At 69.0% G+C, this 20,859-nt stretch carries 18 protein-coding genes; 8 read left to right on the top strand and 10 right to left on the bottom strand.

From position 1 onward, the window contains the following. Nucleotides 1-141 precede the first annotated feature (141 nt). Nucleotides 142-1,011: an alpha/beta fold hydrolase gene (locus ACMV5O_RS16500; protein WP_416164486.1), complete on the top strand. Its 870-nt coding sequence runs from the start codon at nucleotides 142-144 to the stop codon at nucleotides 1,009-1,011. A gap of 175 nt (nucleotides 1,012-1,186) precedes the next feature. After that, nucleotides 1,187-2,614, top strand: a complete 1,428-nt coding sequence (locus tag ACMV5O_RS16495; protein ID WP_416164485.1) for a diguanylate cyclase domain-containing protein — start codon at nucleotides 1,187-1,189, stop codon at nucleotides 2,612-2,614. Between the two features lie 159 nt (nucleotides 2,615-2,773). On the opposite strand, the gene ACMV5O_RS16490 is transcribed toward ACMV5O_RS16495, so the two are convergent. Genes ACMV5O_RS16490 through ACMV5O_RS16480 form a run of 3 tightly spaced genes read right to left on the bottom strand, consistent with a single transcriptional unit; the run spans nucleotide 2,774 to nucleotide 6,457 of the window. Further along, the gene (locus tag ACMV5O_RS16490) at nucleotides 2,774-4,972 is read right to left on the bottom strand and encodes an acetate--CoA ligase family protein (RefSeq protein WP_416164484.1); all 2,199 of its coding nucleotides are present in this window, start codon (nucleotides 4,970-4,972) and stop codon (nucleotides 2,774-2,776) included. A gap of 4 nt (nucleotides 4,973-4,976) precedes the next feature. Continuing rightward, on the bottom strand, nucleotides 4,977-5,759 hold the full coding sequence (locus tag ACMV5O_RS16485) for an enoyl-CoA hydratase/isomerase family protein (protein ID WP_416164483.1): 783 nt from the start codon (nucleotides 5,757-5,759) through the stop codon (nucleotides 4,977-4,979). Then, nucleotides 5,756-6,457 carry a class I SAM-dependent methyltransferase gene (locus ACMV5O_RS16480; RefSeq protein ID WP_416164482.1) on the bottom strand — a complete coding sequence of 234 codons (702 nt, stop codon included), beginning with the start codon at nucleotides 6,455-6,457 and terminating at the stop codon, nucleotides 5,756-5,758. The genes ACMV5O_RS16485 and ACMV5O_RS16480 overlap by 4 nt, the downstream gene beginning before the upstream one ends. A gap of 145 nt (nucleotides 6,458-6,602) precedes the next feature. Between ACMV5O_RS16480 and ACMV5O_RS16475 the strand changes: the two genes are divergently transcribed. Further along, entirely contained in the window at nucleotides 6,603-8,039 is a 1,437-nt protein-coding gene (locus tag ACMV5O_RS16475; RefSeq protein WP_416164481.1) for an NAD-dependent succinate-semialdehyde dehydrogenase, read from the top strand. A gap of 92 nt (nucleotides 8,040-8,131) precedes the next feature. Here ACMV5O_RS16475 and ACMV5O_RS16470 read toward each other — a convergent pair whose 3' ends face one another. Continuing rightward, on the bottom strand, nucleotides 8,132-9,022 hold the full coding sequence (locus ACMV5O_RS16470; RefSeq protein WP_416164480.1) for a hypothetical protein: 891 nt from the start codon (nucleotides 9,020-9,022) through the stop codon (nucleotides 8,132-8,134). A gap of 239 nt (nucleotides 9,023-9,261) precedes the next feature. Here ACMV5O_RS16470 and dksA point away from each other — a divergent pair, with 239 nt between their 5' ends. Together dksA and ACMV5O_RS16460 are read left to right on the top strand one after the other, a co-directional pair. After that, nucleotides 9,262-9,696 carry an RNA polymerase-binding protein DksA gene (gene dksA / locus ACMV5O_RS16465; RefSeq protein ID WP_324541385.1) on the top strand — a complete coding sequence of 145 codons (435 nt, stop codon included), beginning with the start codon at nucleotides 9,262-9,264 and terminating at the stop codon, nucleotides 9,694-9,696. Next, the gene (locus ACMV5O_RS16460; RefSeq protein WP_416164479.1) at nucleotides 9,697-10,476 is read left to right on the top strand and encodes a S1 family peptidase; all 780 of its coding nucleotides are present in this window, start codon (nucleotides 9,697-9,699) and stop codon (nucleotides 10,474-10,476) included. Nucleotides 10,477-10,500: 24 nt separating this feature from the next. Here the strand turns inward: ACMV5O_RS16460 and urtE are convergent, their stop codons facing one another. The 5 genes from urtE to urtA form a co-directional block, all read right to left on the bottom strand. Further along, entirely contained in the window at nucleotides 10,501-11,193 is a 693-nt protein-coding gene (gene urtE / locus ACMV5O_RS16455; protein ID WP_416164478.1) for an urea ABC transporter ATP-binding subunit UrtE, read from the bottom strand. A gap of 156 nt (nucleotides 11,194-11,349) precedes the next feature. Continuing rightward, nucleotides 11,350-12,216 carry an urea ABC transporter ATP-binding protein UrtD gene (urtD, locus tag ACMV5O_RS16450; RefSeq protein ID WP_416164477.1) on the bottom strand — a complete coding sequence of 289 codons (867 nt, stop codon included), beginning with the start codon at nucleotides 12,214-12,216 and terminating at the stop codon, nucleotides 11,350-11,352. Beyond that, the gene (gene urtC, locus ACMV5O_RS16445; RefSeq protein WP_416164476.1) at nucleotides 12,213-13,439 is read right to left on the bottom strand and encodes an urea ABC transporter permease subunit UrtC; all 1,227 of its coding nucleotides are present in this window, start codon (nucleotides 13,437-13,439) and stop codon (nucleotides 12,213-12,215) included. The genes urtD and urtC overlap by 4 nt, the downstream gene beginning before the upstream one ends. A 7-nt stretch (nucleotides 13,440-13,446) precedes the next feature. Then, nucleotides 13,447-15,072 carry an urea ABC transporter permease subunit UrtB gene (gene urtB / locus ACMV5O_RS16440; RefSeq protein WP_416164475.1) on the bottom strand — a complete coding sequence of 542 codons (1,626 nt, stop codon included), beginning with the start codon at nucleotides 15,070-15,072 and terminating at the stop codon, nucleotides 13,447-13,449. A 103-nt stretch (nucleotides 15,073-15,175) separates the two neighbouring features. Then, nucleotides 15,176-16,429: an urea ABC transporter substrate-binding protein gene (gene urtA, locus ACMV5O_RS16435; RefSeq protein WP_416164474.1), complete on the bottom strand. Its 1,254-nt coding sequence runs from the start codon at nucleotides 16,427-16,429 to the stop codon at nucleotides 15,176-15,178. A 432-nt stretch (nucleotides 16,430-16,861) separates the two neighbouring features. On the opposite strand from urtA, the gene ACMV5O_RS16430 reads away from it, so the two are divergent. Beyond that, on the top strand, nucleotides 16,862-17,611 hold the full coding sequence (locus ACMV5O_RS16430; RefSeq protein ID WP_416164473.1) for a flagellar brake protein: 750 nt from the start codon (nucleotides 16,862-16,864) through the stop codon (nucleotides 17,609-17,611). Nucleotides 17,612-17,618: 7 nt separating this feature from the next. Next, nucleotides 17,619-18,590: a 2-hydroxyacid dehydrogenase gene (locus ACMV5O_RS16425; protein ID WP_416164472.1), complete on the top strand. Its 972-nt coding sequence runs from the start codon at nucleotides 17,619-17,621 to the stop codon at nucleotides 18,588-18,590. Between the two features lie 16 nt (nucleotides 18,591-18,606). On the opposite strand, the gene ACMV5O_RS16420 is transcribed toward ACMV5O_RS16425, so the two are convergent. Beyond that, entirely contained in the window at nucleotides 18,607-20,004 is a 1,398-nt protein-coding gene (locus tag ACMV5O_RS16420; protein WP_416164471.1) for an FAD-binding oxidoreductase, read from the bottom strand. Nucleotides 20,005-20,361: 357 nt separating this feature from the next. Here ACMV5O_RS16420 and ACMV5O_RS16415 point away from each other — a divergent pair, with 357 nt between their 5' ends. Continuing rightward, a complete protein-coding gene (locus ACMV5O_RS16415; RefSeq protein ID WP_416164470.1) occupies nucleotides 20,362-20,859 on the top strand; it encodes a PACE efflux transporter in 498 nt (165 codons plus the stop codon).

Genomic DNA, 20,859 nt, shown 5'->3' with positions numbered 1-20,859 from the left:
GGACTTCGCGCAGCTCTTCTCGAAGCTGGTGGCCGCCGCGCCGGCGCCGATCGGGCTCGGCGCGGGGCCGTACAAGGGCTGAATGCCCACCATCCACGGCAGACACATGCCGCTCCCCCAACACCAACAGGACCTACAACGATGAGCACCCAGAACGCCCCCCTGACCGACGCCGCCACCAGCCACCTCATCCGCCTCAAGGTGAATGAGCTCGACGTGCAGGTGCACTACAACGACTGCGGCACCGGCGAGCAAACCGTCGTCATGCTGCACGGCTCCGGCCCCGGCGCCACCGGCTGGGCCAACTTCCACCGCAACGTCGACGCCTTCGTCGGCGCCGGCTACCGCGTGGTGCTGATGGACTGCCTGGGCTGGGGCAAGAGCGACCCGATCGTGTGCACCGGCTCGCGCTCCGACCTCAACGCCCAGACCCTGAAGGCGCTGCTCGACGCCCTCGGCCTCGACAAGGTGCACATCGTCGGCAACTCGATGGGCGGCCACAGCGCGGTCGCCTTCGCCCTCTCCAACCCGACCCGCGTCGGCAAGCTGATCCTGATGGGCGGCGGCACCGGCGGCCCGAGCCAGTTCGTGCCCATGCCCACCGAAGGCATCAAGCTGCTGCAGGGGCTGTATCGCGAGCCGAGCATCGAGAACCTGAAGAAGATGATGAGCGTCTTCGTCTTCGACCCCAGCAGCATGACCGAGGCGCTGTTCCAGGCGCGGCTGGACAACATGCTGGCGCGCAAGGACCACCTCGAGAACTTCGTCAAGAGCCTGGCCGCCAACCCCAAGCAGTTCCCCGACCAGGGCCCGCGCCTGGGCGAGATCAGCGCGCCGACGCTGGTGATCTGGGGCCGCGACGACCGCTTCGTGCCGATGGACGTCGGCCTGCGCCTGATCTGGGGCATGCCCAACGCCGAGCTGCACATCTTCAACCGCTGCGGCCACTGGGCGCAGTGGGAGCACGCGGACAAGTTCAACCGCATGGTGCTCGACTTCCTGGCGCACTGACCCCCGCCGCCTCGCATCGCCAGCGGCGGCACCCGCCGCGCCTGGCGATGCATTTCGCGTGTGCGCCACCCGTCCCCCGATCGGCAACGCCGCGCGTTAAATCCACGCCGCCGGGTGCTATCCTTCGGGCGCTTGCCCGCCCCCTCCTCAGACCGGGCGTCATCTCCCGATTGGTATGGATCCGCCCGCCCCCCGTTCGCGCTTGCACTCGTCGGCGACGAGCCCCCTCCTGCTCTTCGCATGCTACTGGCTGGCCTGGCAGACCTCGGCCCTCTTCGAGCTCCAGCCCCATGTCAGCGCGCTGTACCTGTCTGCCGGGCTGACCACCGCAGCCGGCATGATCGGCGGCTGGCGCGTCCTGCCCTGGGCCTTCCTCGCCATCCTCACCGTGCGTCAACTCGGCGTGGGTGGCGGGCTGCTGCATGAGATCGACTGGGGCGGCGCGTTGCGCCAGGTGCTCTGCTACGGCGGTGCCGGGCTGCTGCTGCGCCTGCGCTGGCGCGACCAGCCCGCCCGACTGAGCTTGCCCGCCGCGCTCTACTTCGTCGCCGTCAGCCTGGGGGCGGTGACGCTGTCGGCGATCACGACCCTGTTCATCCCGCCGTTCCGGTCCTTACCCGCGGACGAACTCGGTGCGGTGTTCCTTGCGTTCTGGGGCGGCGATTTCGCCGGTGTGCTGCTCGGCGTGCCCGCGCTCACACTGGTGTGGAACCTGCTGTGGCGGCAGCGCCTGCCAGCCTCCGCCCCCGACGACGACGCCCTTGGCCGCTGCCACGGCCTGCCGTCAACGTGGGGCCTGTTCGGGCTCGCAATCCTCGTGGCGCTGGCCGTGCTCGGCCTGCCGCAGTTGCTCGGGGTGGACGTGCGGCTCTCGGTGCTGGTGCTGTTCCCGGTATTGCTGGCGGGGCTCACGCAGGGCGTGCTGGTCGGCTATCTGAGCGCGGCCCTTGTCTGCGCGCTGCTGGTCGTCGGCGAACGTGTGCTGGCGCTGCCGGCCGCCACCGCCACCGAACTGCAGCTGCTGCTGGCGATGAGCTCGGCCACCGCGCTGCTGGCCGGCGCGGCGCACGACGATCGTCACTTTGCCTGGCGCCTGGCGAGCCGCGACCCGCTCACCGGCCTCGCCAACCGCCACCGCTTCCAGGAGCAGCTCGACCACGAGCTGCTGCGCGCCCCGCGCAGCGGCGGCATGGTCGGCCTGATGTACATCGACCTCGACGGTTTCAAGGCGGTAAACGACCGCCTCGGCCATCATGCCGGCGACGCCCTGTTGCAGCAGGTCGGCGCCCGCCTGCGCGAATGCGTGCGCGTCAGCGACACCGTGGCGCGGCTGGGCGGCGACGAGTTCGCGATCATCCTGCCTGCCCTGCATCAGGCGCAGGATGCGCTGCACATCGGTGAAAAGCTGCTCGCCCACCTCGCCGAGCCCTACGCCCTCGACGCCGACACCGCGCGCATCTCGGCCAGCATCGGCTTCGCCCTGCACCCACAGGGGGGCCGCAACGCCACCGAGCTGATCCACCACGCCGACCGGGCGATGTACGAGGCCAAGCGCCTCGGCCGCAACCGCATCCTGCACCACGAGGCGGGCGGCGCCGGCTGAGCGTTCCGCGCCTGCCCTTGCCCGATCTCGCTGTCGGCGCCGCCGAGTCTGTCCACCTGGTGGACAGTGCCCAGACCGCCTTTGAGGCAACTCGGCAGAAATCCGCACGATAGGCGCCTCACCCCATGCGATGCCCGCTCGTGGCGCCGCCTGCCGGCCTCAGCTGCTGGCCACGGAACGGTTGGTGATGATGCGGGCATCGACCACGGCGTAGCCCTCCGGATAGGCGATCACCGGGTTGAGGTCGAGCTCCGACAGCTGCGGATAGGCGCTGACGATGCTCGACACCTTGAGCAGCAGGTCGACCAGCGCCGCCTTGTCCACCGGCAACTCGCCGCGCACGCCGGCGAGGATCTTGCGCCCCTTGAGCTGGCCGACCATGGCCTCGGCGTCGTGGCGAGACAGCGGGATGGCGCGGAAGGCGACGTCCTCCAGGATCTCGACGAAGATGCCGCCCAGACCGAACATCAGCACCGGCCCGAAGATCGGATCGCGCACCACGCCGATGATGACCTCGGTGCCCTTCCGCGCCATCGGTGTCACCAGCACGCCGCGGATGTCGGCGTTGGCGTCGTAGGCGCGGCAGCTCGTCATGATCTGGTCGTAGGCCGCGCGCAGCGCCGCCTCGCCGACCAGGTTGAGCTTGACGCCACCGGCGTCCGACTTGTGCAGGATGTCCTTCGACACCACCTTCATCGCCAGCGGCTGCTGGCCGAACTTGGCGATCGCCGCGCCGAGCTCGTCGGCATTGTGGGCGACGACTTCCTCGGCCACCGCGATGCCATGCTCGCGCAACAGGGTCTTGGCCTCGAACTCGTAGAGGTCACGGCCCTCGTTCTGCGCGCGCGCGAACATGGCCTGCATGCTCTCGAGTGGGGTGACCCCCACCTGCAGCGGCTGACCGTGCTGGTGCTGCAGGTAGATGCCGCGCTCGGCCAGGGCCTGCAGCACCTTCACCGCGTGCTCGATGGACGAATACACCGGCAGCCCGGCCTCGTGCAGGCGGCGCAGCGCCGGCGGCTTGACCGGCGCATACAGGCTGTAGATGACCAGCGGCTTGCCGCAGCGGCGGGCGAGCTCGATCATGGCTTCGGCCGCGCGCATCTCGCCGCCGAGCAGAGACTCGGCGAAGCGGGTGTGGTAGCCGCCGAACATGCCGACCAGGAACACCGCATCGACGTTGTCGTCCTCGGCGACGATCTCCATGCAGCGCGCGAGCACCTCGGGGTCGCTGTCCGAGGTGCCGGCGACGTCGATCGGGTTGGCCAGCGAGGCCTGCGCGAACAGGATGTCGGCCAGGCGCTTGCGCGTGGCCGCCGACAGCTCGGCCAGCTCCAGCCCGGCATCGGACAGGCGGTCCGAGGTGATCGTGGCCTGGCCGCCGCCGTCGGCGATCACCGCCACCCGCCGCCCGCGCGCCTGCTGCATCAGCGCCAGACCTTCGGCCACCGGCAGGATCTGGTCGGAGTGGCGCACCACGCTCACGCCCACCTGCTTGAGCAGGTCGACGGTCATCTCGTAGCTGCCGGCGAGCGCGCCGGTGTGCGAGCTGGCGGCCTTCTTGCCGAGCTCGGTGGCGCCCGACTTGTACACCACCACCGGCTTCACCGGCGTGATCTCGCGCGCCGCCTGCAGGAAGCGCTGGCCGTCGCGAAAGCCCTCCACGTACAGCGTGGCGACGCGGGTGTGCTCTTCCTCGCCGAGGTAGCGCAGGTAGTCGTTGAAGCCGATGTCGGTCTGGTTACCGGGGCCGACGTAGGTCGAGAAGCCGACATGGCCGTTGTGCTCGGCCTCCAGCACTAGCGCCAGCAGCATGTTGCCCGACTGCGAGATGAAGCCGATGTCGCCCGCCTTCACGTTGCGCAGGTCGAGCAGGTTCACGTTCTTGTGCAGGTTGAACATGCCCGAGGTGTTGGGGCCGATGATGCGCACGCCGCCGGCGCGCGCGGCCTCCAGCACCTGCTGCTCGAGCTTCGCGCCTTCGGGCCCGGTCTCGCGAAAGCCGCTGGCGAGGATCACCGCGCCCTTCACCCCCTTGCGCCCGCATTCGGCCATCAGCCCGGGGATCGTTGCGGCTGGGGTGCAGATCAGCGCCAGATCCACCGGGCCGGGGATGTCGTCCAGACTGGCGTAGGTCGGCACGCCGAGGATCTCGGGCACCTTGGGGTTGAGCGGGTAGATCCTGCCGCGGTAGTTGCCCTTGATGAGGCCGACCATGGCCTTGTAGCCGCGCTTGGTGGGGTCGGCGGAGGCGCCGACGATGGCGATCGCGTCGGGCGCGAGGAAGTCGTGCAGCGGGCTCTTGTGGGTCGGCGTGGAGGCAGATTGGGTCGGTGCCTGGGTCGCAATCTCGGTCATCGTGTCATTCCCCCTTGAAGACGGGTGTGCGCTTCTCGGCGAAGGCGTCGACGCCTTCCTGCCAGTCCTTGGTCGTGCCGACGAACATCATGCCCTCGAGCTCGGCGGTGAGACAGGCGTCCAGCGTGCGCTCGGCGGACAGGTTCAACTGCTCCTTGGCGAGCTGCATCGAGAACGGGGCCTTGCTCGCTACCTTGAGCGCGAACTCGCGCGCCGCGGCGAGGAACCCCTCGTCGGGGAACACGCGGTTGGCCAGGCCGATGCGCACCGCCTCCTCGCCCTTGATGCGCTCGCCGAGGAAGACCAGCTCGCGCGCCTTGGCCAGCCCGACCAGGCGCGGCAGCAGCCAGGTCACGCCGCCACCGAGGAAGTTGCCGATCGAGATCTCGGGCAGGCCGATCTGGGCGCTCTCGGCCATCAACATGAAGTCGGAGGCGATCGCGATCTCGGCACCGGCGCCGAGCGCGTAGCCATTAACGGCGGCGATCACCGGCGTCTTCATGTGCAGCAGGCGGTGGCAGGCGTCCTGCTCGCCCTTGAGGTACTGGCGGCGGTCGAAGGCGGTGCGGCCGACCTTGTGCGCCTTGAGGTCGGCGCCGACACAGAAGGCGCGGCCTTCGCCGGTGATCAGCACGACGCGGGCATCGCCATCGGCCTCGGCGCGGGTGAGCGCGTCGTTGAGTTCGTCGTAGAGCTGCTGGGTGACGGCGTTGAGGCGCTGCGGGCGGTTGAGACGGATCTCGGCGATGCCGTCGGTGAGGTCGTAGAGAATGGTTTCGTAGCTCATGGTGTGGAGTGGGCCCTTGTTGTGGTTGGAGGGGGGTCGGACTTGCGCATCAGCACCACATCCTTGCCCGGCACCTCGCACTGCCAGCCGAAGCGACGTGCGAGGTGATGGAAGGTGGCTTCGCGATAGAACACCACATGGGTGGGATCGCGACGGTAATGCCAGGCGGCGAAGCGCGCGTCGTCGGTCTGGAAGCAGGTCATGATGCCCAGCCAGCCGCCGGGGCGAAGCAGCGCGTCGAGGCGGGCAAACTCGGTGGCCGGCGCATGAAAATGCTCGACCACCTCGGTGCAGGTGATGAAGTCGTAGCGGCGACCGAGGGCGTCGGCATCGGGCGCAAAGAAGGGGTCGTACACGCTCACCGCATGACCGGCCGCGCGCAGCAGCGCAGCCAGTGCCGGGCCGGGCCCACAGCCGAAGTCCAGGCCTTCGCTCGCGGGCGCAATCCGCGCCAGCAGCGGGCCGGCCAGACGCTGCAGGAAGCGCCGGTAGCCGGCGTCGGCGGGGTCATTGCGGTGGAGCAGGTATTCCGCGCGCTCGACAGCGGCCGTGGGTCGTTGCGCAGGCGACAGGAAGGTCGCTTCGCACACGTCACAGCGCAGGTAGTCCCGCCCATCCACATGCATCAAGATGCGCGGCACGGCGTCGAGGCAGACCGGGCAGGCAGGCAGTGCCGACCCGGGAGCTTGCGGACTCATGCCGGCATTGTACGCAGTCGGGCGCGCGATGCCCACGACGGATCCGGCCCTGGCCAGGCGCCGGGCGCGGACACGGCGGTGGACAGCGGCCACCCCGATGGCCAAGAATCGCGCCTGCACTTTTCTCCCCACCAGAGGGCCTGACATGACCTACCCCAACACCCAACTGCTGATCGACGGCCAGTGGCGCGATGCGCTCGACGGCCGCAGCCTGCCCGTCTTCAACCCCGCCACCGACGCCGAAATCGGCCGCGTCGCCCACGCCGGCATTGCCGACCTCGACCTCGCGCTCGCCGCCGCGCAGCGCGGCTTCGAGACCTGGCGCAAGACCCCGGCCATCGAGCGCGCCAGGATCATGCGCCGCGCGGCCGGCCTGATGCGCGAGCGCGCGGCCGACATCGCCCGCCTGCTGACCCAGGAGCAGGGCAAGCCGCTACCCGAGGCGAAGATCGAAGCGCTCGCCGCGGCCGACATCATCGAATGGTTCGCCGACGAAGGCCTGCGCGTCTACGGCCGCATCGTGCCGGCGCGCAACCTCGCCGCGACGCAGATGGTGCTCAAGGACCCGGTCGGCCCCGTCGCCGCGTTCACGCCGTGGAACTTCCCGATCAACCAGGTGGTGCGCAAGGCGGCCGCCGCGCTGGCCACCGGCTGCTCGATCCTGGTCAAGGCGGCCGAAGAGACGCCCGCCGCGCCCGCCGCCCTGGTACGCGCCTTCGTCGATGCAGGCGTGCCGGCGGGGGTGATCGGCCTGGTCTATGGCACACCGGCGGAGATCTCGAACTACCTCATCACCCACCCGGTGATCCGCAAGATCACCTTCACCGGCTCCACCCCGGTCGGCAAGCAGCTCGCCGCGCTCGCCGGCCAGCACATGAAGCGGGTGACGATGGAGCTCGGCGGCCACGCCCCGGTGATCGTGTGCGAAGACGCCGACATCGAGCTGGCGGTGAAGGCCTCGGCCGCCGCCAAGTTCCGCAACGCTGGCCAGGTCTGCATCTCGCCCACCCGCTTCCTGGTCCATGACAGCGTGCGCGCCGACTTCACGGCCGCAATGACGAAGTATGCCGCGGGGCTGAAGGTCGGCGACGGCCTGGCCGAAGGCACGCAGATGGGGCCGCTCGCCAATCCGCGTCGCACGGTGGCGATGGCCGACTTCATGCAGGACGCGGTCGCGCGCGGCGCCACCGTGGCCGCTGGCGGCGAGCGCATCGGCAGCACCGGCAACTTCTTCGCCCCCACCGTGCTCGCCGACGTGCCGCTGGACGCGAGGGTGTTCAACGAGGAGCCCTTCGGCCCGGTGGCGGCGATCCGCGGCTTCAGCACCATGGACGAGGCGATCGCCGAGGCCAACCGCCTGTCCTTCGGGCTGGCCGGCTACGCCTTCACGCGCTCGCTCAAGCATGCGCACCTGCTCGCCCACGAGCTGCAGGTCGGCATGCTGTACGTGAACCAGCCCGCCACGCCGAGCGCCGAGATGCCCTTCGGCGGGGTCAAGGATTCGGGCTACGGCACCGAAGGCGGGCCGGAGGCGCTCGACGCCTACCTCAACACCCGCGCGGTGACGGTGATGAACGTCTGAGCCTGAGCCCGCACTGATAGACGAAGCGGGCGGCTGCGCAAGATGCACAGCCGCCCGCTTCGCTTTTCGTCAGCCGCGCGCGTGCCCTGCGCTCAGAAATGCCACTCCATCTGGAAGGTCGGCGCATTGGTGTCGATGCCCGCCTTCTCGACGCCATTGGCATAGGCGTGATTGCCGAACTTGTTGCGCCAGTACTCGTAACCGACCCCCATCAGGAAGGTGTTCTTCTTCCCCCAGGCCATCTGGCCCACATCCACCATCAGCGAGGCGCGCATCAGGGTCTCGGTGCGGGTCTTCACGCCGGCGTAGTCCCTGCCCTTTTCGCCATTGATGTTGATGAAGCCCTGGAACTTCAGCGGCACGGAAGCGGCATTGAAGGGGATGCCCCAGGCCGCGCTGAGGATCCACTGCGGATCGAAGCTGACCTCGGTCTTCGGGCAGGGGTCGAAGCCACCCGGCGTGGCCGGCTCCAGCCCGCAGCGGTTCCATTCCTTGCCGACCAGCAGGCTGAGGTCGAGGAAGCCGGGGACGTCGAACTTCAGCGTCGGCCCGAGCACGAGCAGGCGCTTGCGCGGCGAGAACGCGGTGTTCTTGCTGTTGAGGTCGAAGCCGGCGGTGACGGCCAGCTCCTTCACCGGGCCGAAGGCGAACGACTTGTCGAGGACCTTGCCCAGATGCACCTGATGACGGTAGGTGAGGTAGAACTCGGTGGCGCCACTGCCGCCGCCGCTGGCCGGATCGGTCTTGTCGGACTGCAGCATGTCCAGGCTCACGAAGTTCTGCCCCGCCGAATACCCGCTGGCATGGGTGAACTGCAGCACGTGCTTCTCGACGTCCCGGCTATTGGTGGGCTCGCGGAACTCGGTCCCGTAGCGGTAGCCGAGGTAGGTATCGCTCCAGGTCGCGGCATGGCCGACCGCCGGCAGGGCGGCAAGCAGGCAGGTCGCGGTGAGCGCCTTCAGGTGTTGATCGGGTCTTGTCACTTTCTGTCTCCGGATGGGTCCCTGGTGATGGCGACGGCACTTGTGCACCGTTCTGCGCGTCAATGTATCGGGCGGCCCAGCGGCAGTTCTGCGACGTCTCTTATAGTGCGCATCAGGGAAGCGCGATAAGCATCGCAGCGTGGCGCAATCCGCACCCTGCTGCGGCGATTGCCGTGTATGGTGAAGGGCCTGCCGCACGGGCTGCACCGGGGCATTGCCTCGTCTGGAGGAGAAACACCATGAGCGACACCATCACGGCCACCGCAGGACTGCCAACCGAAGCCGAAATGCTGGCGGCCCCGGCCGACGACTACATGTGCGCCCGACAGCTGGCGTTCTTCCGCGACAAGCTCATCCGTGAGCGCGACGCCCTGCTCGACTCGGCCCATCGCACCACGCTGCACCTGCAGGAATTCGAAAGCACGCCGGATCCGTCTGACCGTGCCTCGCTGGAAGAGGACCACACGCTGGAGCTGCGTGTGCGCGACCGCGAGCGCAAGATGCTGCACAAGATCGACGAGGCGCTGGCGCGGATCGACAACGGCAGCTACGGCTGGTGCGAGGACAGTGGCGAGCCGATCGGCATCGCCCGCCTGCTCGCACGGCCCACGGCCACGCTCAGCGTCGAGGCGCAGGAGATCCACGAGGCGCGACGCAAGATGCGCGGCGGCTGAATGAGCGGTGACGGCAAGGCTGCCGCGGGTCAGGTCGCAAGGCAGCCGACGATCGAATCGATCCTGCTCACCGCTGCCCGCGTATGCACCTTCGACGGTCAGCGTGCGCTGACCAATGCCAGCGGCTTCTTCTTCGCGCGTGAGGACCGGCTGTTTCTGGTCACCAGCCGCCATGTGCTGCACGACCAGGCCAGCAAGCACTTCCCGGACCGCATCGAGATCGAGCTTCACGACGACGCCGACAATCTGGCGCACTCGACCGGCTTCTCGATCCCGCTCTACCGCGACGGACGCAGCATCTGGCGCCAGGGCACGGACTCTGCCGGCGAGATCGACGTCGCCGTGATCGAACTGGAGCGCACGGCCCTGCCGGCCAGCGCGGCCTACCGCGCGTTCACGCCGGCCCACCTGCTCGGGCACTTCGATCAGGTCGAGGTCGGCAGCTCGCTACTGGTGGTGGGTTTCCCGCTCGGCTTTCATGACACGCTCCACCACATGCCGGTGGTGCGCCAGGCGGCGATCGCCTCGTCCTTCGGCCTGCGCTTTCAGGGCATGGGCTACTTCCTCACCGACGCCCGCACCCACCGCGGCACCAGCGGGGCGCCGGTAGTGATGCGCAGCCCGAGTGTAGACCCGCGCCACGGCGACCTGCCCTGGCTGTTGCTCGGCGTGCATTCGGCCCGACTCGACGTCGGTACGCGCGACCTCAAGCTGGACGAGGCCCTGGGCCTGAACTGCGCCTGGTACGCCGACATCCTGATGACGCTGACAGAGGAGTGAGGCGCGGCTCCGGGCCTGCCTCGCTCACACGGCCAGCGCCTCGCGCACGCCGTCGCGGTCCATGTCATCCCCTGCACCGCGCATGACGATTTCGCCGCGCTCCATGACCAGGTACTGGTCGGCGAGCGCGCGGGCGAAATCGTAGTACTGCTCGACGAGCAGGATCGCCATCTCGCCGGTTTCGGCCAGGCTGCGGATGGCGCGCTCGATGTCCTTGATGATCGAGGGCTGGATGCCTTCGGTGGGCTCGTCCAGAATCAGTAGCTTGGGGCCGAAGGCGAGCGCACGACCGATGGCGAGCTGCTGTTGCTGGCCGCCCGAGAGGTCGCCACCACGCCGGCCCATCATCTGCCTGAGCACCGGGAACATGTCGAAGATCCGCGGCGGAATCGCGCTGCCGCGCGGCCGGGTCGCCAGGCCCATCAGCAGGTTCTCCTCGACGGTGAGGCGGGGGAAGATCTCGCGCCCCTGCGGCACGAAGCCGATGCCGGCGGCGACGCGCTTGTAGGACGGCGCGCGGGTGATGTCCCGGCCGTCGAAGGCGATGCTGCCGCTGGCGGCGGGCACCAGGCCCATCAGCGTCTTAAGCAGCGTGGTCTTGCCCACGCCATTGCGCCCGAGCAGCGTCGTGACCTTGCCGACGGGCACCTCGAAGGACAGGCCGCGCAGGATGTGGCTGCCGCCGTAGTACTGGTTGAGCTGATCCACTTTCAGCATCTGATTTTCTCCTGCTGGTCACATTGGGGTACTAAGCAGCCGGCTGCACGGGGCATTCCTTCCTAAGGCTGCGGAACTCGCCCTTCGGGCTCAGACAGTCCTCGCCTTCTCCAGGAACGCCCCGCACATCCGGCTTGGCGTGATTGCTTGCTCGCGCTAACGCCCCAGATAGACCTCGATCACCCGCGGATCCGCCTGCACCGTCGCAAGGTCCCCCTCCGCCAGCACCGAGCCCTCACACAGCACCGTGACCTTGCCGCCGAGCGCCTCGACGAAGGCCATGTCGTGCTCGACCACCACCAGCGAGTGCTTCCCGGCCAGGCTCACGAACAGCTCGGCGGTGCGCGCCGTCTCGTCGTCGGTCATGCCGGCGACCGGCTCGTCGAGCAGCAGCAGGCGCGGCTCCTGCATCAGCAGCATGCCGATCTCCAGCCACTGCTTCTGGCCGTGCGACAGCAGCCCGGCGGGGCGATCGGCGGCGCTGTCGAGGCGGATCTGGCGCAGCACGTCGGCGATGCGGTCGCGCTCGTCGTCGATGAGGCTGGCGAACAGCGTGCGGCGCACGCGCTTGTCCGCCTTCATCGCCAGCTCGAGGTTCTCGAACGCGCTGTGCTGCTCGAAGATGGTCGGCTTCTGGAACTTGCGGCCGATGCCGGCGTGGGCGATCTCGGGCTCGGTCAGGCGGGTGAGGTCGATGGTCTGGCCGAAGAAGGCCTTGCCCGAGTCGGGCCGGGTCTTGCCGGTGATGACGTCCATCATCGTCGTCTTGCCGGCGCCATTGGGACCGATGATGCAGCGCAGCTCGCCGGCATCGATGGCGAGGCTGAGCTTGTTCAGGGCGCGAAAGCCGTCGAAGCTCACCGTGATGTCATCGAGGTAGAGGATGACGTTGTGCGACAGGTCGAGCTCGCCCGGGCGCACGAGGTGGCCGGTGGTGGCCTCGCCCTCCCAGTGCTCGCGCTGGTTCTCGCGCTCGGCGCCAAGACGGGCGGCCTCGCTTTCGATCTCGAGGGTGGGGATCATGCGCGTGCTCCCTTGGCGGTGGTCCCGGTAACCGGGGTAGGGATCGGGCTCCCAGCGTCCATGCTCGCGGCGGTCGGCGGCGAGGCCGGCGGCGCGGCCTGAGTGTCGTCCAGCACGGCGGTGCTCCGGCGCGCGCGCAGCGAGCGCCACAGGCCGACCACGCCATTGGGCAGGTACAGCGTCACCGCAATGAACAGGAAGCCGAGGAAGAAGGGCCAGTACTCGGGCATCGTGACGGTGAAATAGCTCTTGGCCAGATTGACGATGCCCGCACCGAGCACCGCCCCCACCAAGGTGCCGCGCCCGCCGACCGCGACCCACACCGCGATCTCGATCGAGTTCGCCGGGCTCATCTCCGACGGGTTGATGATGCCGACCTGGGGCACGTACAGCGCGCCCGCCAGCCCGCACAGCATGGCCGACAAGGTCCACATGAAGAGCTTGTAGTGCAACGGGTTGTAGCCGATGAACATGACCCGGCTCTCGGCGTCGCGGATCGCCGCCAGCACGCGGCCGAAGCGCGAGGTGACGAGGTAGCGGCCGAGGATCAGGCAGGCGATCAGCAGCGCGGCCGACAGCGCGAACAGCACCACCCGCATCTCCGGCGAGGTGATGCTATAGCCGAGGATGCGCTTGAAATCGGTGAAGCCGTTGTTGCCGCCGAAGCCGGTCTCGTTGCGGAAGAACAGCAGCATCGCCGCATAGGTCAGCGCCTGGGTGATGATGGAAAAATACACCCCCTTGATGCGCGAGCGGAAGGCGAACCAGCCGAACACGAAGGCGACCAGCCCCGGCGCCGCGACGGCGAGGAACAGCGCCCAGGCGAAGGAGTCCGAGCCCGCCCAGTACCACGGCAGCGTCTTCCAGTCGAGGAAGACCATGAAGTCGGGGATGTCGGCGCCGTAGCTGCCGTCGCGCCCGATCTGGCGCATCAGATACATGCCGAAGGCGTAGCCGCCGAGAGCGAAGAACAGCCCGTGGCCGAGCGACAGGATGCCGGCATAGCCCCAGATGAGGTCCATCGCCACCGCGACGACCATGTAGCACAGGATCTTGCCGAGCAGGCTGACGGTGTAGGCCGACACGTGCAGCGGATGGGATTCCGGCAGCACGAGGTGCGCGAACGGAATGCCGACCCAGGTGATGGCGGCGAAGACCGCCAGCGCGATCCAGCCCGCGCGCGGCATGCTCTGGAAGAGTCTGATCGTGAATGGGGTGCGCATGCCGTCCTCAGCTGTCTGCGAAGCGGCCCTTGAGGGCGAAGATGCCCTGCGGACGCTTCTGGATGAAGGCGATGATGAAGACCAGCACCAGGATCTTGGCGATCACCGCGCCCGCCCAGCCCTCGAGGAACTTGGCGACGATGCCCAGCCCGAGCGCCGCCCACACCGCACCGGCGAGCTGGCCGACGCCACCGAGCACGACCACCATGAAGGCATCGACGATGTAGCCCTGCCCCATCGCCGGGCCGACGTTGGCGATCTGCGACAGCGCCAGCCCGCCCAGGCCGGCGACCCCCGAGCCGATGGCGAAGGCCAGGGTGTCGACGCGCGCGGTCGGCACGCCGACGCAGCCCGCCATTGGCCGGTTCTGGGTGACGGCGCGCACGAACATGCCCAGCCGCGTCTTCTGCATCATCAGCCAGATCAGCAACAGCACGAAGGCGGCGAAGCCGAGGATGACGATGCGGTTGTAGGGCAGTACCCCGCCGCCGGCCAGCTCGATGCCGCCCGACATCCAGGACGGGTTGGCCAGCTCCAGGTTCTGCGGACCGAAGCTCACGCGCGCGGCCTGGATCAGCACCAGCGACAACCCCCAGGTGGCGAGCAGGCTCTCCAGCGGACGGCCGTAGAGGTGGCGCAGCACCAGGCGCTCCATGACGATGCCGACGATCGCCGCAGCGAAGAAGGCGGCCGGGATCGCGGCCAGCACGTAGAAATCGAGGTACTGCGGGAAGTGACTGCGGAACACGCCCTGCACGACGAAGGTGGCGTAGGCGCCGATCATCAGCAGTTCGCCATGCGCCATGTTGATGATGCCCATGACGCCGTAGGTGATCGCCAGGCCGAGGGCGGCCAGCAGCAGGATGGACCCCAGCGACAGGCCCGAGAAAACCGTCGCCACCATCTGCGCCGTGGCGATGCGGCGGTCGATGGCGCGGATCGACGCCTCGGCGGCCGCGCGCACCTCGGCGTCGGGCTCGACCCAGGTCTGCGCCGCGCCTTCGCCGCGCTTTTCCAGCAACGTGGCGAGCATGTTCTTCACCGCGCCATCCGATGACGCCGCCAGCGCCTGCGCCGCCTTCAGACGCAGGGCCGGATCGGGCGAGGCGAGATTGAGCTTGGCCGACACGTAGAGCAGCGCCTCGCGCACCGCATCATCGTCCTCGCGCGCGAGCGCGGTCTCGATCACCGGCAGCAGCACCTCGCTGGCGTTCTCGCGCAGCGTGTTCGCGGCCGTCAGGCGCTGCACGCGATCCGGCGAGGCCAGCGCCAGCGCCGCGCGCGCGGTGGCGATCGCGCGCCGGACACGATTGTTCACGGTGATGCGGGTGGCGCTGGCGACCTCGGCATCGCGCACCGCATCGTCGACCAGGTCGCGCAGGCGCCCGTCCTCCACCAGCACCACCCGCCCATCGCGCACGGCCAGCCGGCCAGCCTCGAGGGCGTCGAGCAGCGGGCCGGCCTCGCCGGCGCCGCTCACGCCAAGCGCCTCGATGGCGGCGATGCGGGCCTGAAAATCGCCCGCCAGGCCCTGCACCAGCGCCGGCTCCAGCGCCGCCCGCGCCGGCGCCAGGGCGAGCAGGGCCCACAGCACGGCGGCCAGTAGCAGGTATCGTCTCGTCATTGCCGACATCATCCACTCCAGGGATCAGGGGGCACACACCCCCTTGGCGTTACCGCACACCGGACTGATGCCGATCCGTCCGCCTCGATCCGGCGTGCGCGTTGCGAGGAGCTCAGAGGCCCTGCTTGCCTTCGTTGCCCTCGATGAAGGGGCTCCAGGGCTGGGCGCGGATGGGCTCCTGGGTCTGCCACACGACATCGAACTGGCCGTCGTCGCGCACCTCGCCGATCAGCACCGGCTTGTGCAGGTGGTGGTTGGTCTCGTCCATCTTGAGGGTGAAGCCCGACGGCGCCTTGAAGCTCTGGCCGCCCATGGCGGCGATCACCGCGTCCACCTCGGTGGTGCCGGCCTTCTCGACCGCCTGCTTCCACATGTGCAGGCCGACGTAGGTGGCCTCCATCGGGTCGTTGGTGACCACGGTGTCGGCGTTGGGTACGCCGTTCTTCTTCGCCCACGCGCGGTACTTGTCGATGAAGGCCTTGTTCTCGGCGTTGTCGACCGACATGAAGTAGTTCCACGCCGCCAGGTGGCCGACCAGGGGCTTGGTGTCGACGCCGCGCAGCTCTTCCTCGCCGACCGAGAAGGCCACCACCGGCACGTCGGTCGCCTTCAGTCCGGCATTGCCCAGTTCCTTGTAGAAGGGCACGTTGGAGTCGCCGTTGATGGTCGACACCACGGCCGTCTTCTTGCCCTCGGCGGCGAACTGCTTGATACGCGCGATGATGGTCTGATAGTCCGCATGACCGAAGGGGGTGTAGTCCTCCATGATGTCCGCATCGCTCACGCCCTTGCTCTTGAGGAAGGCGCGCAGGATCTTGTTGGTCGTGCGCGGATACACGTAGTCGGTGCCGAGCAGCACGAAGCGTTGTGCGCCGCCACCTTCGTCGCTCATCAGGTACTCGACCGCCGGAATCGCCTGCTGGTTGGGGGCGGCGCCGGTGTAGAAGACGTTCTTCTCGAGTTCCTCGCCCTCGTACTGCACCGGATAGAAGAGCAGGCCGTTCAGCTCCTTGAACACCGGCAGCACCGACTTGCGCGACACCGAGGTCCAGCAGCCGAACACCGCCGCCACCTTGTCCTGCGCCAGCAGCTGGCGCGCACGCTCGGCGAACAGCGGCCAGTTCGAAGCCGGGTCGACCACCACCGGCTCGAGCTGCTTGCCGAGCACGCCACCGGCGGCGTTGATCTCCTCGATGGTCATCAGCGCCACGTTCTTCAACGCGGTCTCCGAGATCGCCATCGTGCCCGACAGCGAATGGAGCACGCCAACCTTGATGGTGTCGGCAGCCTGTGCGCCGGCCGGCAGGCCGATGGCGGCGATGGACGCGGACAGCGTGAGCGCCTTGACGAAATTGCGACGATTCATGGACGGACCCCTTTGAGTTTGAAGTAGCACGGCACAACGAAGCTCGTTGCCTCTAGCCCGACAGCAATTGCTGTGCCATGTGATCGAAAGGGGACTGGCTGGACGCGAATGCGGCCGGCGCCGCCTTGACTGCCGCGCCCTTGCGCGCCTGCACCAGCCTGGAACGGATCGCATCGTCATGATGCATGGCGCGCCGGGAGGGCGAGCGCGGGCCCACTTTTGATGCAGTGCAGGACGATCACCGCACCACGGCCGTGCATGCAGCGCCCGACACATCGCGCCACGGCGGTGCATCCGATCACGAAACGCGCCGAATTCCACATTGGGGCCCAGCGGCAGTGGCTAAAATCGGCTTGGCGTCTTTCCCCGCGCGACGCCGGGCGCACGGTGCGCCGAGCCGGTAAGCGCATGCGAATGGGCACAAGGATCACGATGAGCGAGACCACGATCGAGCAGCAGGAATTCGACGGCCAGGCCGCCGAGGGCGCAAGCGACGACGCCGGGCACAAGGGCTTCAGCTTCGAGGACATGCGCCTTGCCGTCGGCGATCGCCTGCAGGTCGAGTGCCCGGCCGCCAAGGGCGTGAGCCGCAGCGTCGTGCGCGTGGTCGGCTACGTGGAGAACCTCAGCCTGATCGTGACCGCCCCGCAGGCGAGGGGACGGCGGATCGAACTGGTCGACAACGATCCGGTGATCGTGCGCGTATTCTCGCGCCAGAGCGCCTTCGCCTTTCGCACCTCGGTGATGCGCGTGTGCCGGCTGCCCTTCGACTATGTGCACCTGAGTTTCCCGACGCTGATCCAGGGCAGCGTGATCCGCAAGGCCACCCGGGTGCGCACCCGGCTTGCCGCCGAGGTCGGCCCCGACGCCGACGACCCGGCGATGCAGCCGGGCACCCTGCTCAACATCAGCGCCACCGGCGTGCTGCTGCACACGCGCGCCTCGGTCGGCGACAAGGGCGGCACGGTGCGCCTACGCTTCGGGTTCAAGCTGCACGATGTCGACGCCGAGCTCACCGTCGCCGCCGACATCCGCAACGTCGAACGGGAAGACGACTCGAACGGTGAGGGGGCCGATTACCACTACGGCCTCGACTTCCGCAATCTGCAGCCCAACGACCGCCTGATGATCCGAAGCTTCGTCTACCAGACCATCATCGAACAGCCCCGCCACGTCCTGTAAGGCCGCCATGACCCACCCCCGCATCCTGCTCACCCGCCGCTGGCCCGACGCGGTCGAGCGCACGCTGTCGGCGCGCTTCGACACCACGCTCAACACCGACGACCATCCGCTGTCGGCCGCCGAGCTGCAGCAGGCGCTGCGCGAGTACGACGCCGTGCTGCCCACCGTGTCGGACCGCCTCGACGCCAGCGTGCTGGCGGTGGCGTCGCCGCGTGCGCGCATCCTGGCGAACTACGGCGTCGGCTACAGCCACATCGACATCGACGCCGCGCGCGCGGCCGGCCTCACCGTCACCAACACCCCCGGCGTGCTCACCGACTCCACCGCCGACCTCGCCCTCACCCTGATGCTGATGGTGGCGCGCCGCGCCGGCGAAGGCGAGCGCGAGCTGCGCGCCGGGCGCTGGCGCGGCTGGCGGCCGACTCACCTGGTCGGCACCCGCCTCGGCGGCAAGACGCTGGGCATCATCGGCATGGGCCGCATCGGCCAGGCGGTGGCGATGCGTGCGCAGCACGGTTTCGGCATGAAGGTGGTGTTCCAGAATCGCAGCCGCCTCGGCCCCGCCCAGCTCGGCACGCTGCAGGCGACGCAGCTCGAGCGCGTCGAGGACGTGCTCGCGCAGGCCGACTTCGTGTCGCTGCACTGCCCGGGCGGCGGCGCCAACCGCCACCTGATCGACGCCGCGCGGCTGGCGGCGATGCAGCCGCATGCCTTCCTGATCAACACGGCGCGGGGCGACGTGGTCGACGAAGCCGCGCTGGTTCACGCGCTGCAGGCCGGCCGCCTCGCGGGCGCCGGCCTTGACGTCTACGAGGCCGAACCGCAGGTCCACCCCGGCCTGCTGGCGCTGGAAAACGTCGTGCTGCTGCCGCACCTGGGCAGCGCGACGCGCGAGACACGGGTGGCGATGGGCCTGCGTGTGGTGGACAACCTCGTCGCCTTCTTCGAGGGACGCACGCCGCCCGACAAGGTGGCCTGAGCGCGCGCCGCGCCCCTCACAGCATCTTGCCGGGGTTGAGCAGGCCCTTGGGGTCGAGCGCCTGCTTGAGGCTGCGCATCAGCGCGATCTCGGCCGCGCTGCGCGAATACCCCAGCCAGGGCTTCTTCAGCAGGCCGATGCCGTGCTCGGCCGAAATCGAGCCGCCGTAGTCGCGCACCACCCCATACACCGCCTCCTCGATGCGTTCGAGGCTGTCGTGGTCCTGCGGCACCTTGCACACCACCACATGCAGGTTGCCGTCGCCGACGTGGCCGAAGAACAAGGCCTTCAACTGCGGCCAGTCACGCTCCAGGTTGGCGCGTACGCGCCGGGCGCAGTCGCCGATGTGGGCGACCGGCACCGAGACGTCGAAGTTGAGCGTGGGCGCGTAGTCGCGCAGCACCTCGGCGACACCGTCGCGGATCGCCCAGAAGGCCTCGGCGTCGGCCACCGACTGGGCAATGGCCGCGTCCAGGATCCAGCCCGCCTCGATCGCCTGCTCGAGCATGGCCTCGAAGCGCTGGGCGTCGGTCTGCGGCTGACCGCAGTGCATGTCGATCAGCACATACACCGGATAGTCGCCCGCCAGCGGCGCGCGCAGGCGCCCGGCCTCGACCGCGGTCTGCAGGTAGTCGCGCCACATGATCTCGAAGGCACTGACCTGGCCCGACAGGCTCTGCTGCGCGTGGCGCAGGAAGCGCAGCGCGGCGGCATAGTCCTCGAGCGCGACGATGGCGGTGCTGACCGCGCGCGGCAGCGGCTGCAGCTTGAAGACGATGCGCGTCACCACCCCGAGCAGGCCCTCGCTGCCGATGAACAGGTGCTTGAGGTCCATGCCGGCGTTGTTCTTGACCATCTGGTTCATCATGCTCAGCACGGTGCCGTCGGCCAGCACCACCTCCAGGCCGAGCACGAGGTCGCGCGTGTTGCCGTAGCGGATCACACGGTTGCCGCCGGCATTGGTGGCGACGTTGCCGCCGACCTGGCAGGAGCCGCGCGCGCCCAGATCCACCGCGAGCAGGGCGCCAGCCTCGCGACAGGCCTCCTGTACGTTCTGCAGGATGGCGCCGGCCTCGACGGTGACCGTGCCGGAGTCGATGTCGATGCGCTCGATGCGGTTCATGCGCTCGAGCGACACCACCACCTCACCCGCCCCCGGCACCGCACCGCCGCACAGGCCGGTGAGGCCGCCCTGCGGCACCACCGGCTGGTCGTGCGCGTGGCAGATGGCCAGCATGCGCGCCAGTTCGTCGCTGCTGCGCGGGCGCAGGATGGCGAGCGGCACGCCGCCGGCGGTCCCGCTCCAGTCCTGCAGGTGGCGCGGACTGGCGTCGCCGGCCAGCACCGCGTCGGCGCCAAGGGCCGCACGGAGCGCGAGAACAACGGGAGGCTGGCGGGCGTCGGCGTCAGACATGGGGGCTCCTGGGGGCATGGATCGTGACGGGATTCTAATCCAGCCCGCCCCTCAACCCGCCATGCAGACCCGGTTGCGGCCGCCCGCCTCGGCCGGGCAAAAGACCTGGTCCGCCACCGTGAGCACGCGCTGGGCGTCGACACCCTCGAGCCGGGCCACGCCGATGCGGCACCCGCCCATCGGGAGCCAGCCGGTGTGCTTGCCAATCGGCGTGGTGCCGGGTCTAATAGGGGCCGTTAGCCTTCCGACGCGGGGACGACTCCGCCCGCTGCGCGCCCGCGCGGCGACCGTCGGCGAACTGCGGGACGACCCGCTCGTCTGGTCCGGTGCACGTTCGCCGGGCCGCAGGATTCGACCGTGTCAACCAAACCCAAGCTTCGCTCCTTTGCAGATCGCCTGCGCCAGATCGCCCTGTTCGAGCTCGGTGGCCTGGTGCTCATCACCCCGCCCTTCGCCTGGCTCAGCGGCGTGCCGCTCACCGAATCGATCGGCCTGCTCGCCCTGCTTGCGCTCATTGCCGCAATCTGGAACGGCAGCTACAACACCTGCTTCGACTGGTTCGAGGGCCGCCTCACCGGTCGCAGCGCCGACCGCCGCCCTTTCCGCCTGCGCTGCCTGCATGCGCTCGGCTTCGAAGGCGGGCTGCTGCTGCTGACCCTGCCGGTGATCATGTGGTGGACCGGCATGGGCTGGCTGGAGGCGCTGATCGCCGACATCGGGCTCGCCATCACCTACACCGTCTATGCCCTGCTGTTCAACCTCGGCTACGACCGTCTCTTCCCCATCCAGCCGGCCGGCGCCCGCGCCGGCGGGGCCGCGGAGCCCGTGCGTGCCGCCCTGCCCGCCGAGCGCTGA

The organism is Thauera sp. WH-1, assembly GCF_047806685.1.
Classification (GTDB): Bacteria; Pseudomonadota; Gammaproteobacteria; order Burkholderiales; family Rhodocyclaceae; genus Thauera.
This window is presented reverse-complemented; position numbering and strand designations above follow the sequence as displayed.

Coding starts and splice junctions, on each gene's coding strand:
- dksA (WP_324541385.1), top strand. CDS start 9,262: ATGAGCGACACCATCACGGCCACCGCAGGACTGCCAACCGAAGCCGAA.
- ACMV5O_RS16430 (WP_416164473.1), top strand. CDS start 16,862: ATGAGCGAGACCACGATCGAGCAGCAGGAATTCGACGGCCAGGCCGCC.
- urtD (WP_416164477.1), bottom strand. CDS start 12,216: ATGATCCCCACCCTCGAGATCGAAAGCGAGGCCGCCCGTCTTGGCGCC.
- ACMV5O_RS16500 (WP_416164486.1), top strand. CDS start 142: ATGAGCACCCAGAACGCCCCCCTGACCGACGCCGCCACCAGCCACCTC.
- ACMV5O_RS16490 (WP_416164484.1), bottom strand. CDS start 4,972: ATGACCGAGATTGCGACCCAGGCACCGACCCAATCTGCCTCCACGCCG.
- ACMV5O_RS16420 (WP_416164471.1), bottom strand. CDS start 20,004: ATGTCTGACGCCGACGCCCGCCAGCCTCCCGTTGTTCTCGCGCTCCGT.
- ACMV5O_RS16485 (WP_416164483.1), bottom strand. CDS start 5,759: ATGAGCTACGAAACCATTCTCTACGACCTCACCGACGGCATCGCCGAG.
- ACMV5O_RS16475 (WP_416164481.1), top strand. CDS start 6,603: ATGACCTACCCCAACACCCAACTGCTGATCGACGGCCAGTGGCGCGAT.
- urtE (WP_416164478.1), bottom strand. CDS start 11,193: ATGCTGAAAGTGGATCAGCTCAACCAGTACTACGGCGGCAGCCACATC.
- ACMV5O_RS16480 (WP_416164482.1), bottom strand. CDS start 6,457: ATGAGTCCGCAAGCTCCCGGGTCGGCACTGCCTGCCTGCCCGGTCTGC.
- ACMV5O_RS16425 (WP_416164472.1), top strand. CDS start 17,619: ATGACCCACCCCCGCATCCTGCTCACCCGCCGCTGGCCCGACGCGGTC.
- urtB (WP_416164475.1), bottom strand. CDS start 15,072: ATGTCGGCAATGACGAGACGATACCTGCTACTGGCCGCCGTGCTGTGG.
- urtA (WP_416164474.1), bottom strand. CDS start 16,429: ATGAATCGTCGCAATTTCGTCAAGGCGCTCACGCTGTCCGCGTCCATC.
- ACMV5O_RS16460 (WP_416164479.1), top strand. CDS start 9,697: ATGAGCGGTGACGGCAAGGCTGCCGCGGGTCAGGTCGCAAGGCAGCCG.
- ACMV5O_RS16495 (WP_416164485.1), top strand. CDS start 1,187: ATGGATCCGCCCGCCCCCCGTTCGCGCTTGCACTCGTCGGCGACGAGC.
- urtC (WP_416164476.1), bottom strand. CDS start 13,439: ATGCGCACCCCATTCACGATCAGACTCTTCCAGAGCATGCCGCGCGCG.